Below are 16644 nucleotides of genomic sequence, written 5' to 3'. Positions count from 1 at the left end.
GCCGGTGAGCGAGCACATCGTCGTGGCGCAGCCGGTCGACCACGCCGGCCTGCGGCGCGTGCGCGAGCTGGCCGGCGCCGCACGCGTCGACGTCGTCGCGCCGTACGGGCCGGGCGAACCGCTGCCCGCGGAGCTGACCACGGCCACCGTGCTGTTCGCCGACCACCTCCCCGGCGACGTCGAGGACCTGGCAGCACTGCGCTGGCTGCAGCTCGGATCGGCCGGCTACGCCCAGCTGGCCGGCGCGCCGCTGCGGCCCGGCGTCGCCGTCACCAACGCCAGCGGGGTGAACGACATCCCGATCGCCGAGTGGTGCCTGCTGATGATGCTGACGTTCCGGCGGCGGCTGCCCGCGATCCTGGCCGAGCAGCGGGCCCGGCACTGGAACCGGGCCGCTGTGTTCCAGGCCGAGCTGCGCGGCCTGCGCGCGGGCTTCGCCGGCTACGGCAACGTCGGCCAGGAGGCGGCCCGGCTGGCCCGGGCGGCCGGCCTGGAGGTCTGGACGCTGACGCGGTCCGCGCCGGGGCCGCGGGCCGGCCGGTACGACCCGCTGGACCGGCCGTCGTCGGACTGGCCGGTTCCGGACCGGGCGTTCGGCTACGACCAGCGGACCGAGTTCTACGCCGGCCTGGACTACCTGGTCGTCGCGGTGCCGTCCGCGGCGTCGACGCAGGGGCTGATCGACGCCGCCGCGCTGGCCGCGCTGCCGCCGCACGCGGTGCTGCTCAACCCGGCCCGGGCGCACGTCGTCGACGAGTCCGCGCTGCGGGACGCGCTGACCAGCGGAGCGATCGCCGGTGCGGCGCTGGACGTCCACTACCGGTCGCCACTGGCCCCCGACGACCCGGTGTGGGACCTGCCGAACACGGTCATCACGCCGCACATCTCCGGCTCCACCGGCAGCACGCACTTCGTGCCGCGGCTGTGGGACCTGTTCGGCCGCAACCTCGCCCGGCATCTCGCGGGCGAGCCGCTGCTCAACCTGATCGAACCGGCGGACCTCGAGCTGGGCCGGTGACCGAGCTCGTCCGACGGCTGGAACGCGCGGTCCCCGGCGGCGTCGACGCGTCCACCCGGCGGCGCGCGGAGTACTCCTCCGACGCGTCCAACTACCGGGTCGTGCCGCGGGTCGTCGTGTTCCCGCGCCACGTCGACGAGGTTCTGGAGGTGGCCTCGCTCGCCCGTGCGGACGGGGTGCCGCTGACGGCGCGCGGCGGCGGCACGTCGGTGGCCGGCAACGCGGTCGGGCCGGGCATCGTCGTCGACTTCTCCCGGCACCTGAACCGGGTGCTCTCGGTCGATCCGGCGTCGGCGACCGCGGTGGTGCAGCCGGGGGTCGTGCTCGGGTCGCTGCAGGCGGCGGCCGCGACGCACGGGCTGCGGTTCGGGCCGGACCCGTCGACGTCGTCGCGGTGCACCGTCGGCGGGATGATCGGCAACAACGCCTGCGGGCCGCGCGCCGTCGCGTACGGGACGACCGCGGCGAACGTCGTGGAGCTGGACTGGCTGGACGGCGCGGGGCGGCGCTTCACCGCTGGTCGCGACCTTGACGCCGTGCCCGGCCTGGCCGGGCTGGTCGCGGCGAACCTCGGCGTGCTCCGCACCGAGCTGGGCCGGTTCGGCCGACAGGTCTCCGGCTACTCGCTGGAGCACCTGCTGCCCGAGCGCGGCGCCGACCTGGCCAAGGCGCTCGTCGGCGCCGAGGGGACCTGCGGTCTGCTGCTGGGCGCGCAGGTGCGGCTGGTGCCGGTCGCGGCGGCGCGGGCGCTGGTGGTGCTCGGGTACCGGGACCTGGCGACCGCCGCGGACGCCGTCCCGGCGCTGCTGGCGCACCGGCCGCTGGCGGTCGAGGGGATGGACGCGCGGCTGGTGGACGTCGTGCGGCGGCATCGGGGCCCCGGCCGGGTCCCTGAGCTGCCGGCCGGCGGCGGCTGGCTGCTGGTCGAGGTTGCCGGCGACGACGCGGCCGCGGCGCTGGCGGCCGCCGGCGAGCTGGCCCGGTCCGCCGGTGCGCTGGACCACCGAGTGGTCGGCTCCGAGTCGGAGGCGGCGGCACTGTGGCGGATCCGGGCCGACGGCGCCGGGCTCGGCGGGCGCACTGCCGCCGGCGCGCCGGCCTGGCCCGGCTGGGAGGACGCGGCGGTGCCCCCGGAGCGGCTCGGCGGCTACCTGCGCGACTTCGACGCGCTGCTGGCCGAGCACGGGCTGGCCGGGCTGCCGTACGGGCACTTCGGCGACGGCTGCGTGCACGTGCGGCTGGACCTGCCGCTCGCCGGAGCGCCGGAGCGGCTGCGCCCGTTCCTCGTCGACGCGGCCCGGCTGGTGGCGTCGTACGGCGGGTCGCTGTCCGGCGAGCACGGCGACGGCCGGGCCCGCGGCGAACTGCTGCCGCTGATGTACTCGCCGGCCGCGATCGGGCTGTTCGAGCGGTTCAAGGCGCTGCTCGACCCGTCGGACCTGATGAACCCCGGCGTGCTGGTTCGGCCCGCGCTCGTCGACGCGGACCTGCGGCTGCCGCTCGCGTCGTCGCTGCCCGCCGGCGGCGGGTTCCGCTTCGACCTGGGCACCGCCGTGCACCGCTGCGTCGGCGTCGGGAAGTGCCGGGCCGACTCGTCGTCGTCCGGCGGCTTCATGTGCCCGTCCTACCTGGCCACCCGGGACGAGAAGGACTCCACCCGTGGCCGGGCGCGGGTGCTGCAGGAACTGGCCAACGGGTCGCTGGTGCGCGGCTGGGACGCGCCGGAGGTGCACGAGTCGCTGGACCTGTGCCTGTCGTGCAAGGCCTGCCGCTCGGACTGCCCGGCCGGGGTCGACGTCGCGGCGTACAAGTCCGAGGTGCTGTACCGCCGCTACCGCGGCCGGCTGCGGCCCCGCACCCACTACCTCCTGGGCCGGCTGCCCACGTGGGCCCGGCTGGCCGGCCGGGCGCCGGCGCTGGTCAACGCGGTGCTGGCGGTGGCGCCGCTGCGACGGCTGCTGCTGCGGCTGGGCGGGCTGGACCCGCGGCGCGATCCGCCCCGGTTCGCCCGGCCGTTCCGCCGGCGACGTGCTCCTGCTCCGGTGGCCGGGCCGCGGGGTCCGGTGCTGCTGTGGGTGGACTCGTTCACCGACGCGTTCTCCCCCGGCGTCGCCGCGGCGGCCGTCCGGCTGCTCACCGCCGCCGGGTACGCCGTCACCGTCTCCGCCGGTGAGGTGTGCTGCGGGCTCACCTGGATCGGCACCGGCCAGCTGGACGGCGCGAAGGCCCGGCTGCGGCGGCTGCTGGACGCGTTCGAGCCGCACGCGCGGGCCGGCACGCCGATCGTCGGCCTGGAGCCGTCGTGCACGGCGGTGCTCCGCGGCGACCTCGTGGAGCTGCTCGGCGACGACCCACGCGCACACAGCGTCGAGGCCGCCACCCGGACGCTGGCCGAGCTGCTGGACGGATGGCAGCCGCCGGACCTGGCCGGCGTCGCCGTCGTCGCCCAGCCGCACTGTCACCAGCACGCCACCTCCGGCTACGACGCCGACCTGCGGCTGCTGCGCCGCGCCGGCGCCGCCGTCGAGACGATCGCCGGCTGCTGCGGGCTGGCCGGCGACTTCGGCATGACCGCCGGCCACCACGACGTCTCCGTCGCGGTCGCGGAGAACGGGCTGCTGCCCGCGCTGCGGTCGGCGCCCGAGGGTGCGGTCCTGCTCGCCGACGGGTTCTCCTGCCGCACCCAGGCCGCGCAGCTGGCCGGCCGGCACGGCGTCCACCTGGCCGAGCTGCTAGGGCAGCATCTCAGGACTGCTCCACGTCGTCGATGAGACGACATCATCTATGAGGAAATGGTCGTACTGGCTGGACGTGCCGCTGGAGGAGAACTGGTGGCCGCTCAGCGCGGTGAGGCCCGGTGTCGACGGACGGACGGTGCCGAGCGATCGGCCGGCCAGGAAGACCTCGGCGCCGTCGATGGTGGCCTCGACGCGGATCTCGTGCCACGTCCGCTGCGGCGCGGTGCCGGCCGGCGCGATCTTCGTCCACGTCTTCGTCTCGTAGGAGTACCAGCCGATGCTGCCGTCGGAGCCGATGTTGAGGTGGTACGCCGGGACGTTCGACGCGTCGGCGGTCGAGCCGAGCGTGGTGAAGGCGAAGGCGCGCGCGTACCCGATCGAGTTCGCCCGGAACGCCAGCGCCTGCTCGTCCACCGGGTCCGACACCCACCGCGCCGTCGCGATCTTGTCCGTCCACGCGTCGGCCAGCCGCAGGACGTGGCGGGAGTCGTCGACGTCGAAGTCGGTGACGGTGGCGCCGATCGCGCCGGTGTAGCCGCGCGGCACCTGGCCGACCGGGTCGTTCTCGAACGAGTCGGTGGTCGAGTAGAGCTCGAGCTCGCCGAGGAACTCCGGGCCCTGCGGGTCGGTGTCGGCGACGGTGACGCGGACGTGCCGGGCCGGGACGTCGGGCACCTGGTAGTACGTCTGCGTGTACGAGGTGACGGTTCCGGTGGTGACGACCTCGGTCCAGGTGACGCCGTCGGCCGACACCTCGACCCGGGCGGCGCCGGGCGCGCCGTGGTGCAGGGCCAGCCCGATCTGGTTCAGCGTGTACTCGCGGTCCAGGTGCACCGTGTAGACGCCCTCGCCGCGGACGGAGCGGAAGACCGCGGCCGAGGCCCAGTCGGTGCTGCCGTCGATGGCGCCCAGCGGGCCGGTCTCGGGCAGCCGGGGCGTGGTGTGCGTCATGGTCGTGTCGACGGTGACGGTGCCGGCCACGACCTTGCCGAGCAGGTCGATCTTGCCGACGTTGGGGCCGACGACGTCGACGAACTTCTTCCACACGCGGTACTCGCCGTCGACGGTGAAGCCCGCATCGGTCTCCGGGCAACCCCAGCTCGGTGCGCAGTTGTCGCCGACCACCAGCACCCGGTTCGCGGCCACCACCGCGTGCGCCCCGTTGCCCGACGAGCCGTGGTTGCGCTGGAACGCCTGGTTGACGCGCGGGTGGTTTACGTACGTCGTCTGGGCCTGCTCGAAGCCGTGGCCGAGGCCGTCGGGCGAGATCGCGATCCAGTTGTCCGGCCGGCCGAACGTCAGCGTCATGATGCCGTTGGGCAGCAGGCGCAGGACCGGCATGACACCGGTCGTCGGCGCCGGCTCGCCTGAGGCCGTCGTGATCCGCAGCGGCTCCGGGCGCGACCAGGTGCGGCCGTCGTCGCTGGACCGGTTCGTGTAGAGCGGGCCGAGGCTCACGCCGGGGCCGCCGGTGCGGTGGACGGCGACGAGGTCGCCGTTGGCGGCCCGGGAGATGCCGGACTCGCCCATCCACAGGCCGTCGGTGAACGAGGCGACCGTCGCGTAGCGGCGCCAGGTCGCGCCGCCGTCGGTGCTGCGCGCGAGCTCGGTGCGGTACCCCGGATCGCCGGTGTAGGTGGTGTAGTACGTCATCAGCAACGCGCCGTCGGCGGCGTAGAAGATGTCACGGTGCACGCGGATGCCGCGGTCGAACTTCGCGGGGTCGAACGTCAGGTCCGTGGTGAAGGTGGACGGCAGGTCCCGCCACGTGCTGCCGTTGTCGGTGGAGCGCCGGGCGACCAGCTCCACGCTGTGCTCGTCGATCACCCGCCGCGGGATGAACTCCACGCCGAGGATCGACCCGTCGCGCAGCTTGCTGAACCAGCCGGCGCCGGTGTCGGTGTTGATTCCGCTTGGGAACGTGTAACCGCGGTCGTCGGAGTGGATCATCGACGCCTGGCTGTCGGCCGCGGCGACGTCCTCGTTCGACTGCCAGGTCAGCTGCACCCGGCGGCTCGGGAGGCCGTCGGCGCCGGCCGCGTCGAACGCCTCGACGAGGGCGTTGCCGCCGATCACGCCGGGCGGCGGCTCGTGCACGGTGCTCGGGCCGTGCTGGGCGACGACGTAGCCGTCCGGGTCGCCGCCGTCGGTCGGGACGTCGACATCGCGAGCCGAGGGCGCCGTGGCGGGGATCAGCGCGGCGGCGAGGCCGGCGAGGGTGACACCCGCGGTGAGCACGAGGGGCCGGGACACGCGCATGGGCTGCCTCCTGGAGTCGGTGGCCGACCAGCAGACACAGAAGGTCATTCCATGTCAAGCACCGCATGTCGGTTCATCCAGGCCATTGACATGGAATGGCGTGCTGGGTTTTCTCGTCCCACTACTCCGCGTCGGAAGGACGGTTATGGCCCGGATCGGTCCACGCAAGGGGTTCTCGCTGGTCGCCGGCCTCGCGCTGGCCTTCGCCGCACTGATCGGCGGACCACACGCTCCGGCGGCGGCGGCCATCGTCGAGGCGGTCGTCGTGCCGGGCGCCCCCTGTGGCGACCCCGAGCTCGGCACGAACTGCCAGGCGTACTTTCCGGACATCGCCAACGACCCGTTCGGCGACGCCGACGACCTGCTGATGGTCTACCGCTGGTCCAGCGCGCATCAGGGGGTTGCGGGTCAGCTGCGGATGATGCGCAGCACGGACGGCGGCGCGACGTGGGCGCCGGCCGACCCGTTCGTCGTCGCCGACTATCCGGCGACCGACTACCGCGACCCGTCGCTGGCCGTCATCACGAAGGCCGACGGCAGCAAGCGGCTGCTGCTCTCGTACTTCGCCGCGTTCGGGACGAACTTCGGCTCGATCCAGACCCAGGTGAAGCGGCGCGACACCGCGACGGGCGCGTTCTCGGCACCCGTCCAGGTGTTCTCCAGCACGCTCCCGTCGCCCGCGACCAGCGCGAAGATCATCCAGATGGCCAACGGCCAGCTGCTCATCCCGCTGTACGGGACCAACCCGAGCACCGGCTACCAGGACGCGGTCGTGGTCGCCAGCGTCGACGACGGCGTCTCGTGGGACGGCCGGCTCACCGGCCGACAGAAGACCATCGCGGCCGGCTCGGCCGGGCGGTACTTCCAGGAGCCGGCGATCGCGCAGATCGACCCCGGCGACATCCGGGCGGTCCTGCGCGTGTCGTCGGACACGTCGCCGTCGACGACGGCGTACGCCATGCAGTCGGAGTCCTACGACAACACGTACCTGACGACGTGGACCACGCCCTGGTCGATGGGTGTGCGGATGCACGCGCCGGAGCTGTTCCGGATCCCGGGCACGAACCTCATCCCGTACCTGTGGAGCGAGCCGAACGCGGCCACCTCGCCGACCAACCGCCCGGTGCGCATCACCGTCCGCCGCACCGACTCGGTCTGGACCGAGACACCCCGGTACACGCTCTACAACCCCGGCAGTACCTGGGACGCCGGCTACTCCGGCACCGTCGCGATCGGCACGACGCGGCTGGTCAGCGTCGTCTACGACGAGGACCGCCGGGCCGCGATCGTGCTGCGCTACAACGTCGCCGACGTCGACTGAGGAGCCCGTCATGCCTGGACGCACGCGTCACCGCCTCACCAACGTCGTCAGCGGCCTGGCCGGCTTCGGCGCCGCCGTCGCCCTGCTCGCGTCGAACGCCGGTCCTGGGCCGGCCGGCGCTGACCCCGTCGCCGATGTGCCCACGGGCGCGGTGAACCCGCTGCCCGCCGGCGACGGCCCGGACCCGGACGCGTACGCCGTCGGGATCGGGCCCGAATGGAACGTCGTCAACTGGGGACCCGGGCCGCGGGCCGCGGTGCCCTCGGCATTCGCGATGGACACCGTCGCCGACGGCGTGACCGAGCAGAAGGTGTTCGTGTCGTCGCAGGCCAACGACGACGTCGCCGGCGCGGACTCGATCACCAACATGTCCGTCTCACTGGACTCGGCGGTCTCGTTCCTGACGACGACACGCGAGGCGCCGGTCGGCGCGCACAACATGCTGCGCCTGGACGACGGCTCGCTGATCTCCGTCGAGTTCATTCCGGAGTGGACCGACGCGACCCAGACGGCGGTGAACCTCAAGGTGTGGCGGTCGGAGGACCAGGGCGAGACGTGGGAGCCGACGCTCGCGCCGTTCACGCCGCCGCCCGGCAAGGTGCTCGGGCCGATGAACCGCGGCCTGCGCGTGCACCGCGAGCCGTTGCTGCTGCCCGACGGCACGATCATCCTGCCCGCCTACACCCGCTACCAGGGCGAGATCGCGTCGAGCATCGTCCTGCAGTCGACCGACGGCGGCGCCAGCTGGACCCAGCGCGGGCAGATCCCGGCCACGGCCCCGGGCACCAACGAGGTCGGCTGGTCGTGGACGAGCGACGGCCGGCTCGTCGCCGCTCTGCGCACCGCCGAGACGCCGCCGCGCCTGCGGGTCACCTTCTCCGACGACTCCGGCGCGACCTGGACACCCGCGCAGCCGCTGCTCGGGCCGGACGGCGAGCAGGTCCAGGGCATCTACCCGGGGCTCGTGCTGCAGCCCAACGGCGTCCTGCTCCTGAGCACCGGGCGCCCGGACGACCGCGTCTATGTCAGCCGCGACGGCACCGGCCGCACCTGGGACGAGGAGCGGCTGGTGCTGCAGCGGTACCCGTCGGAGACCGGCAACGGCCGCTTCGACGGCAGCAGCGGCAACACGACCGTGGTCAACGTCGACGCCGACCGGACCGTCTACATCGGCGACTACTGCCACGTCTGGGGCTGCAAGGCCTACCACGAGCAGTACGGCGTGTTCGCCGCGTACGTGCACGCGGTGACGCCGGGCACCGGGAAGATCGACCTGGAGACGAAGCTGCGCACCGGGACGGCGACGGTCACCGGGACGTTCGCCCGGCCGGACCGCACGTTCCCCGAGCAGCGGCCGGAGGGCGCGTTCGACGGCAGCTCGCGGGCGCACTCCGCCGCCGTCCTGCAGGCCCGCCGCGGCGCCCCGTCGATGACCGTCGAGCTGGACCAGGAGTACTCGCTGCACCGGATCGGGCTGATGCTCGGCGCCGGGCAGCCGCTGGACGCGACCGTGCAGCTGTCGGCCGACGGCGTCACCTGGTCCGCGCCGGTGGTCACCGCCGACGGCGCCCGCGACCACGCCATGCGCTACACCGAGTTCGAGCCGCAGCGAGCCCAGTTCGTGCGCGTCACCGGCGCCGCCGGGGTCACGACGCCGGTGACGGAGCTCGAGCTGTACGCCGCCGGCGTCGACACGTTCGAGAACGACCCGCTCTACGGCATCCCGCGTGGGTTCGTCGACGCGAAGAACACCACGGTCACCGACCAGGAGCTGGGCGGCTTCGACAGCGGGTCGTCGCTGCGGCTGTTCGACAAGTTCCTGGACGACAACGCCGTCGCGAGCACCGTCACGCCCGAACGGGACCGGCAGGTCACGTCGTTCCGGTTCGCCACGAACGACTTCCGCGGCCCGTTCACCTTCGCCGTCGACGGCCGCTCCGGCGACGACGCCGCGCAGCCGTGGCGGTTCCGGCTGGTCCCGGGGACGACGGCGCAGCCGGCGCAGACGCTGGAGGTGTTCGACGGCTCGGCCTGGACGGCCCTGGGCCGGCTGTCGGCGCCGATCGCGGTGAACGCCTGGGCGCCGATCACCGTCGACACGTCGACGTCAGCGGCGACGGTCACGATCGGCGGCGACACGTTCAGCACGACCGCGACCGCCGAGTCCGCGACGGCGCTGGCCGGGCTCACCGTCACCACCGGCGACCCGATCGCCTACGGCATGACGTTCTTCGTCGACGACCTGTCCATCCGCTGAGTCAGGCCGGGGCCGCGTCCGGCCAGGGCGCGGCCTCGGCCACCATGGCCCGGGCCCGCAGCAGCTCGCGCGCCGACCGCCAGCCGAGTGCGCCGGTGACCCGGCCGTCGCTGCCGTAGAGCGCGACGAACCGGCCATCGTCGGGCGACCCGGAGACGACGGTGAACCGGTCGGTTCCGGTCAGCCGCCCATACACCTGGAGCTTGACGTCGTACTGGTCGCTCCAGACGTAGGGCACCGGCTGGTACGGATCGTCCGCGCCGAGCATCGCCCGGGACACGGCCATCGCCTGCTCGGTCGCGTTGGTCCGGTGCTCGATCCGCACGCTCTCGCCGCGGCCGCGATGGAACCAGCGGGCCACGTCTCCGGCGGCGAACACACCGGGCGCGGCCCGGCAGCGCGCGTCGCAGCCGACGCCGTCGGCGAGGTCCAGTCCGCTGCCGGCCAGCCAGTCCGTCGCCGGTACCGAGCCGATCGCGACCAGCACGCAGGTCGTCGGCACGATCGTCCCGTCGGCCAGGCGAACACCCGTGACCCGGCCGTCGTCGCTGGTCAGGCCCGCGACGCCGGTCCCGAGGCGGAGGTCGACGCCGTGCTCGGCGTGCAGCCGCGCCAGCAGACCGGCCACGACCGGGCCCACCTGGCGCAGCAGCGGCGCGGGCGCCGGGTCGACCAGCGTGACCGCGACGTCCAGGCCGCGCAGCGTCGCCGCCGTCTCCGCGCCGAGAAAGCCGGCGCCGACCACGACCACCCGGCCGGTCGACCGCGCCGCGGCCTGGAACGCCACCGTGTCGTCGAGGGTGCGCAGCACGTGCACGCCGGCCAGCCCAGCGGTACCGGGCAGGGTGCGCGGCCGGACGCCGGTCGCGACCAGCAGCGCGTCGTAGGGCAGGTCGGCGCCGGCCACCCGCACCGTCCGGTCCGGGACGGAGACCGACGTCGCGGCGCTGCTCGGCCGCCAGTCGATCCCCAGCTCGTCGTAGCGGTGCCCGGCCAGCAGCTCCAGCCGGTCCGGCGCCCAGGCGCCGGCGAGAAGCTGCTTGGACAGCGGCGGCCGGTCGTACGGGCGGTGCGGCTCGGCGCCGAGCAGGGTGAGCTCGCCGTCGAACCCGTCCGCGCGCAGTGACTCCGCCGCGGTCAGCCCGGCGGCGCCCGCGCCGGCGATCACGACCCGCCGGAGCGCCGCGGTCACGTCCCGGCCAGCCGGATCGCCCGCGCGGGGCAGAGCCGGGCGGCCAGCGCGACGTCGTCGGCCCGGTCCGGCCCGGGGTTCTCGTCGAGCACGACCACGAGGCCGTCGTCGTCCTGGTCGAACACGTCCGGCGCGGCCATGACGCACTGGCCGCCGCCGACGCACTGGTCGATCTCCACCTCGATCATCATCGGCCCTCCCGTGGCTCGTCCCAGGTCAGCGGAAGCGCCGCCAGGCTGAGGAACGCGTACTCCTTGACCTGCAGCTCGGCCGGGTCGACGGCGAGCCGCAGCGACGGGACGCGCCGGAACAGCGTCTCCACGACGGTCTGCAGCTCGACCCGGGCCAGCGGCTGGCCGAGGCACTGGTGCACGCCGTAGCCGAACGCGACGTGGTGCCGTGCCTCCCGGTGCACGTCGAACGCGTCCGCGTCCGGGAACGCGGCGTCGTCGCGGTTGGCGCCGGCGACCGCCGCGATGACGCCGTCGCCGGCCTCCAGCCGGTGCCCGGCGATCTCGATCGGCTCGGTCACCACCCGGGTCGGCGAGATGTGGAAGATGCTGATGTAGCGCAGCAGCTCCTCGACGGCGGCCGGCACCAGGGACGGGGCCGCGCGCAGCTCGGCCAGCTGGTCCGGGTGCTGCAGCAGCGTCGCGATGCCCAGCCCGATCATGTTCGTGGTCGTCTCGTGGCCGGCGGTGATGAGCAGGCGCACGGCCGCGACCATCTCCTCCCGGCTGATCGTGTCGCCGCCGAGCTGGTCGGCCACCAGCTCGCTGATGAGGTCGTCGGCCGGCTCGCGGCGCTTGCGCTCGATCAGCTCGTCGGCGTAGGCGAGCATCTCGTTCGTCGCCCGGATGACGTTCTCCGGCGACGTGGTGAGCGTGTTGCGCTCGTGGTCGAGGGCCTGGAAGTGAGCCCGGTCGGCCAGCGGCATGCCCAGCACGTGGCAGATCGTGCGGGACGGCACCTCCCCCGCGAGCGCCGTCACGAAGTCCGCCGGCGGCCCATCCGCCAGGATGCCGGTGATCAGGTCGTCGACGATGTCCTGCACGACCGGGCGCAGCGCCTCGATCCGCCGGATGGCGAAGTACTTGGTGAACACGCGGCGCAGCCGGGTGTGGTCGGGCGGGTCCATGCCGACGAATGTCGTGCGGCCGGACCGCTCCAGCGCCTCGCGGCCCGGCGTCGGGAACGGGAAGCCCTCGCGGCGGCGGTCCACGCTGATCCGCGGGTCGCCGAGCAGCGAGCGCACCTGCTCGTACCCGGTGACCAGCCACGCGGTGCGGCCGTCCCACAACCGCACCCGGGCCAGCCCGCCGGCCTCGCGCGCCGCGGCGTACCCGGGCGGCGGATCGAACGGCGTCAGCCGTGTCATCGGGAACGCGGGCAGGTCGGAGACGGCGCTCACGGTGTCACCTCATCGGTCGATCGGCCGGGGCAGGACGCCCCGCTGGACGTAGTCGAGCGCAAGCCGCGCCGCGGTGCTCCCGAGCTGTTCCTCCGAGCCCTGGGAGTACCAGGCGACATGCGGCGTGACGAGGACGTCGTCGCGGCTCAGGACCGGCCCGAGCGCGGCCGCGTCGGGCTCGCCCTCGACGACGTCCAGCCCGGCGCCGGCGACCAGGCCCGCGTCGAGCGCCTCGACCAGCGCCGCCGTGTCGATCAGGCCGCCGCGCGCGGTGTTGACGATCACCGGGCGGCGGCGCATGCGGGCGAACGCCGCGCGGTCCAGCAGGTGCCGGCTGGCCGGGGTGAGCGGGGCATGCAGGCTGATGAGGTCGCTGGTCGCGAGCAGCTCGTCCAGCTCCACCGGTGCCACGCCGGCCCGCTCGAACCGGTGCGGGGCGAGCGGGTCGTACGCGACGACGTCCAGGCCGAAGGCCCGCGCGCGGACAGACACCGCGGTGCCGATCCGGCCCAGGCCGACGATGCCGAGCCGCCGGCCCTGCAGCCGCGGGACCGGGACGTGATCGACCGAGCGCCAGTCGCCGCCGGTCCGGGCGGTGAAGTGGCCGAGCCGCCGGACCGTCGCGAGCAGCAGCAGCATCGCGTGGTCGGCGACCTCGTTCGTCCCGTAGTCGGCGACGTTGGTGACCAGGATGCCCTGCCGGTCCGCGGCCGCCAGGTCGATCTTGTCGACGCCGACGCCGCCGCGGACCAGCAGCCGCAGCTTCGGGAAGGCGGCCAGTAGCTCCGCCCCGACCCGGGCGCCGCCGACGATGAGCGCCTCGACGTCGTCGGCGCCGACGACGTCGCCCGGCGAGTCGGGCAGCACCGTGTATCGCACGCCCGACTCGTCCAGTGCGCGCAGCGTGGCCGGCAGGAACGGTGCAGCCGCCACCCACACCGCGATCGTCACGGCTGTTCTCCTGTTCCCCGGACCTCGCGTCCCGGACGGTGGATGTGGGCAGCAGGATTCATGGCAAGGCGTTCCATGTCAATGGGTCGGCCGTTGACATGGAACACCTTGCCATGCCTACTCTTTCGCCGTGCCAGCCGCCGAGCACCTCCCCCCTCACGACGCGTTCCTGCTGCGGGGCGACGGGTTCGCCTACGCGCTCGCCGTCACCCCCGGCGGCGACCTGCGGCACCTGCACTGGGGCGGCCCGATCGCGTCTGACGACCTCGGCGCGCTGCTGGCCGACGACCCGCGCGAGTTCGGCTCCAACACGTGGTCCAGTCCGCGGGCGCACACCGAGGAACTGGTCGCGCACGGTGGCCGGCGGCTGGACGAGTCCGCACTGGCGGTCGAGTTCGCCGACGGCGTCCGCGCGCTCGACCTCGCGGTCGAGTCGTCCGCCGTGAGCGACGACGGGCTGACGGTCCGGCTGGCCGACCGGCACTACCCGTTCGCCGCCGAGCTGCACTACCGCGTCCGCGGCGGCGCGCTGGAGCGGTGGACGACCCTGGTGAACGACGGCGACGCGCCCGTCATCCTGGACCGCGCCTACTCCGCGAGCTGGCCGCTGCCGTGGCAGCCACGCTGGGTGGCCACCTGGCTGGCCGGCGCGTACGCCGCCGAGACGCAGCTGACCCGGCGCCCGCTCGGGCCGGGCCGGCTGGTGCTGGAGTCGCGCCGCGGCATCCCCGGCCACGCCGCGCAGCCCTGGCTGGCGCTCGACGCCGGCGACGACGCGCGCCCGAGCGACGAGACCGGCGCGGTGTGGAGCGTCGCACTGGCGTGGAGCGGATCCTGGCGGCTGGCCGCCGAACTGGCCGCCGACGGCCGGCTGCACGTCACCGCCGGCGTCAACGACTTCGACCTGCGCCACCCGCTGGCGCCGGGCGCGTCGTGGACCACCCCGGTCACCGTCGGCGTCTATGCGGGCGCCGGGCACGACGAGCTCACCGACCGCTGGCACGCCTACGAGCGTGAGCACGTGGTGCCGCGTCCGGACACCGTCCGGCCGGTGCTCTACAACAGCTGGGAGGCGACGTTCTTCGACGTCCGGCCGGACTCGCAGCTGGAGCTGGCGCGGCGGGCCGCGGCGCTGGGCGCGGAGCTGTTCGTCGTCGACGACGGCTGGTTCGCCGGCCGCGACGACGAGAGCGCCGGCATCGGCGACTGGACGCCGGACCGCACCGCCTTTCCCGACGGCCTGAAGCCGCTGGCCGACGAGGTGCACGCGCTGGGCATGCGGTTCGGCGTGTGGGTCGAGCCGGAGGCGGTCAGCCCGGACAGCGACCTCTTCCGCGCCCACCCGGACTGGATCCACCAGTGGCCGACCCGGCCGCGCACGCTCGCGCGGCAGACTCACCTGCTTGCGCTGAGCCGCGCCGACGTCCGTACGCACGTCGTCGAGGCGTTGGACGCGCTGCTCTCGTCGGCGCCGATCGACGTGCTGAAATGGGACCTCAACCGCCCGCTGACCGAGGCGTCCGACGGCTGGATCGGGCCGGTCGAGGGCCTCTACGAGGTGCTCGACCGCGTGCGGGCGCTGCACCCGGACGTCTGGATCGAGAGCTGCGCCTCCGGCGGCGGCCGGGCCGACCTCGGCATCATGGCGCGCACCGAGTGGGTCTGGCCCAGCGACAACACCGACGCGCTGGAGCGGCTGGCGATCCAGCACGGGTACGCGTACGCCCACTCGCCGCACACCATGATGGCCTGGGTCACGGACTCCCCCACGTACCTCACCAAGCGCGAGCTCCCGCTGCGGTTCCGCTTCCACTCGGCGATGACCGGGCTGCTGGGCATCGGGGGGAACCTGGCGCACTGGTCGCCCGAGGACCTGGCGGCCGGCGCCGAGTACGTCGCGCAGTACAAGCGCATCAGAGCGACGGTGCAGTACGGGACCATGCGGCGCCTCAGCGGCGCACCCGACGACGTGACGGCGGTGAGCTACCGGTCCCCGTCGGGAGACCAGGTCGCCGTCTTCGCGTTCGCGCCGTCGGTGCGGCACCTGCGCCGGACGGTGCTGCTGCGGTTGCGCGGCCTCGACCCGGACGCGGTGTACGCCGACGCCGCGACGGGCGCCCACTACAGCGGCGCACTGCTGCGGCACCACGGCCTGCGGGTCGCCCTGACCGGAGACCACGCCAGCGAGCTCGTCGTCCTCGACCGCATCCGACCCCGGAGACACCCATGAAGATCATGACGATCTATGCCCACCCGGCGGACACGATCACCAACTGCGGCGGCACGCTCGCGCTGCACGCGCAGCGCGACGACGAGATCGTCGCGCTGATCCTGAGCCACGGCGGGCGCATCCACGCGAACAAGTACGCCGAGGAGTGGCGCAAGGCCAATCCGGACGGCGACGTCGCGACGGCCGGGCTGGACGACATCGTCGCGAACAAGAAGGACGAGCTGGACCGTGCCGCGTCGATCCTGGGCATCGGCAAGGTCATCACGCTGGACCACGACGACACGTACGCGACCGTCCACGAGGACGTCGTCGAGGAGATCGCCGAGCAGATCGCGGCCGAGCAGCCCGACGTCGTCATCGCCGACCACCCGCGCAGCCCCGCCTGGTTCGACGCGCACTCCGTCGCGACCGGGATGGCGCTGGCCGCACTGTCCCGGGCCGGCACCTACCTGCGCAACCTCGACGGGCGCGACGAGGTGCCGGTGCGGCAGGTGTTCCTCACCGGGCTGCCGGTGTTCAACCTGGATGCGCTCAGCCTGAACGGGCTGCGCAACGACTGCTACATCGACATCACCGGCGTCGTCGGCACGAAGCTGGCCGCGATGGACCAGTTCGTCAGCCAGGGGTACCACGGGCTGTTCGCCCGCAAGCTGGTCGAGTCGTACAACGGCGAGGCCGGGCGCGCGGCCGGCGTGAACTTCGCCGAGGCGTTCGTGCGCCTCTACAACGAGACGCACGGTGCGCTGCCGGTCACCGAGGCCGCGCTGGCGGCCGACCCGCTGACCAGGCACATCGCCTACTCCTCGGTGAACCTGCGCGGCAGCTACCCGGTACCGTGACGGCCGTGACCTCTTCCCTCATCGGCCGGTCCGTCCACTCGCTCCCGACGCCGGTCGCCGTCCTCGACGACGCCGCACTGGAGCACAACCTCGCCCTCATGGCGTCCTGGTGCCGCGAGCGCGGCGTCGAGCTGCAGCCGCACGGCAAGACGACGATGGCGCCGGCGCTGTTCGCCCGCCAGTTGGCGGCCGGCGCGACCGGCATCACCGCGGCGACGCCGGCGCAGGTCCGGGTGATGCGGTCCCACGGCGTGCCGGCGGTGCAGCTGGCCAACGAGCTGGTGCAGCCGGGGCCGGCGTCGTGGATCGCGGGCGAGGTGGCGGCCGGGTTCGGGTTCCGCTGCTGGGTGGACTCCGTCGACGGGGTGGAGGTGCTGCAGGCGGCGTTCGGCGGTGCCGGCGCCGTGGCGGACGTGCTGGTGGAGGTG

11 protein-coding genes and 1 pseudogene are annotated in these 16644 nt (G+C 74.0%); 7 read left to right on the top strand and 5 right to left on the bottom strand.

Annotated features, from left to right (window positions below; all coding sequences use genetic code 11):
- Positions 1-4: 4 nt before the first annotated feature.
- Together C1I92_RS26535 and C1I92_RS26530 are read left to right on the top strand one after the other, a co-directional pair.
- Complete coding sequence (locus C1I92_RS26535; protein WP_111257642.1) at positions 5-1018, top strand: NAD(P)-dependent oxidoreductase; 1014 nt, start codon at positions 5-7, stop codon at positions 1016-1018.
- Positions 1015-3789, top strand: a complete 2775-nt coding sequence (locus C1I92_RS26530; RefSeq protein WP_233507290.1) for an FAD-binding and (Fe-S)-binding domain-containing protein — start codon at positions 1015-1017, stop codon at positions 3787-3789. The genes C1I92_RS26535 and C1I92_RS26530 overlap by 4 nt, the downstream gene beginning before the upstream one ends.
- Here C1I92_RS26530 and C1I92_RS26525 read toward each other — a convergent pair.
- A complete protein-coding gene (locus C1I92_RS26525) occupies positions 3751-6015 on the bottom strand; it encodes a sialidase family protein (protein ID WP_111257640.1) in 2265 nt (754 codons plus the stop codon). The genes C1I92_RS26530 and C1I92_RS26525 overlap by 39 nt on opposite strands.
- 145 nt (positions 6016-6160) lie before the next feature.
- On the opposite strand from C1I92_RS26525, the gene C1I92_RS26520 reads away from it, so the two are divergent.
- A complete protein-coding gene (locus C1I92_RS26520; RefSeq protein WP_158564288.1) occupies positions 6161-7336 on the top strand; it encodes a sialidase family protein in 1176 nt (391 codons plus the stop codon).
- A gap of 10 nt (positions 7337-7346) precedes the next feature.
- Positions 7347-9593, top strand: coding sequence for a sialidase family protein (locus C1I92_RS26515; RefSeq protein ID WP_111257638.1), 2247 nt, complete (start codon positions 7347-7349; stop codon positions 9591-9593).
- A 1-nt stretch (position 9594) separates the two neighbouring features.
- Here C1I92_RS26515 and C1I92_RS26510 read toward each other — a convergent pair whose 3' ends face one another.
- Genes C1I92_RS26510 through C1I92_RS26495 form a run of 4 tightly spaced genes read right to left on the bottom strand, consistent with a single transcriptional unit; the run spans position 9595 to position 13147 of the window.
- Complete coding sequence (locus tag C1I92_RS26510) at positions 9595-10785, bottom strand: NAD(P)/FAD-dependent oxidoreductase (protein WP_111257637.1); 1191 nt, start codon at positions 10783-10785, stop codon at positions 9595-9597.
- Positions 10782-10976 (bottom strand): ferredoxin, encoded by a 195-nt coding sequence (locus C1I92_RS26505; protein WP_111257636.1) that lies wholly within the window; start codon positions 10974-10976, stop codon positions 10782-10784. The genes C1I92_RS26510 and C1I92_RS26505 overlap by 4 nt, the downstream gene beginning before the upstream one ends.
- Entirely contained in the window at positions 10973-12196 is a 1224-nt protein-coding gene (locus tag C1I92_RS26500) for a cytochrome P450 (protein ID WP_199521616.1), read from the bottom strand. The genes C1I92_RS26505 and C1I92_RS26500 overlap by 4 nt, the downstream gene beginning before the upstream one ends.
- Before the next feature lie 9 nt (positions 12197-12205).
- Positions 12206-13147, bottom strand: coding sequence for a C-terminal binding protein (locus tag C1I92_RS26495; protein ID WP_111257635.1), 942 nt, complete (start codon positions 13145-13147; stop codon positions 12206-12208).
- Positions 13148-13277: 130 nt separating this feature from the next.
- Here C1I92_RS26495 and C1I92_RS26490 point away from each other — a divergent pair, with 130 nt between their 5' ends.
- The 3 genes and pseudogenes from C1I92_RS26490 to C1I92_RS26480 all read left to right on the top strand — a co-directional run.
- Positions 13278-15377, top strand: a complete 2100-nt coding sequence (locus tag C1I92_RS26490; protein ID WP_111257634.1) for an alpha-galactosidase — start codon at positions 13278-13280, stop codon at positions 15375-15377.
- On the top strand, positions 15374-16216 hold the full coding sequence (locus C1I92_RS26485; RefSeq protein WP_111257633.1) for a PIG-L deacetylase family protein: 843 nt from the start codon (positions 15374-15376) through the stop codon (positions 16214-16216). The genes C1I92_RS26490 and C1I92_RS26485 overlap by 4 nt, the downstream gene beginning before the upstream one ends.
- A gap of 5 nt (positions 16217-16221) precedes the next feature.
- A pseudogene (locus C1I92_RS26480) lies at positions 16222-16644 on the top strand (hypothetical protein); the annotation flags it as partial.

Source organism: Jiangella anatolica, assembly GCF_003236295.1.
Lineage (GTDB): Bacteria > Actinomycetota > Actinomycetes > Jiangellales > Jiangellaceae > Jiangella > Jiangella anatolica.
This window is presented reverse-complemented; position numbering and strand designations above follow the sequence as displayed.

Bases quoted from the DNA above. Each gene is read 5' to 3' on its own strand.
- C1I92_RS26525 (WP_111257640.1), bottom strand. From the start codon at position 6,015: ATGCGCGTGTCCCGGCCCCTCGTGCTCACCGCGGGTGTCACCCTCGCC.
- C1I92_RS26520 (WP_158564288.1), top strand. From the start codon at position 6,161: ATGGCCCGGATCGGTCCACGCAAGGGGTTCTCGCTGGTCGCCGGCCTC.
- C1I92_RS26515 (WP_111257638.1), top strand. From the start codon at position 7,347: ATGCCTGGACGCACGCGTCACCGCCTCACCAACGTCGTCAGCGGCCTG.
- C1I92_RS26505 (WP_111257636.1), bottom strand. From the start codon at position 10,976: ATGATGATCGAGGTGGAGATCGACCAGTGCGTCGGCGGCGGCCAGTGC.
- C1I92_RS26485 (WP_111257633.1), top strand. From the start codon at position 15,374: ATGAAGATCATGACGATCTATGCCCACCCGGCGGACACGATCACCAAC.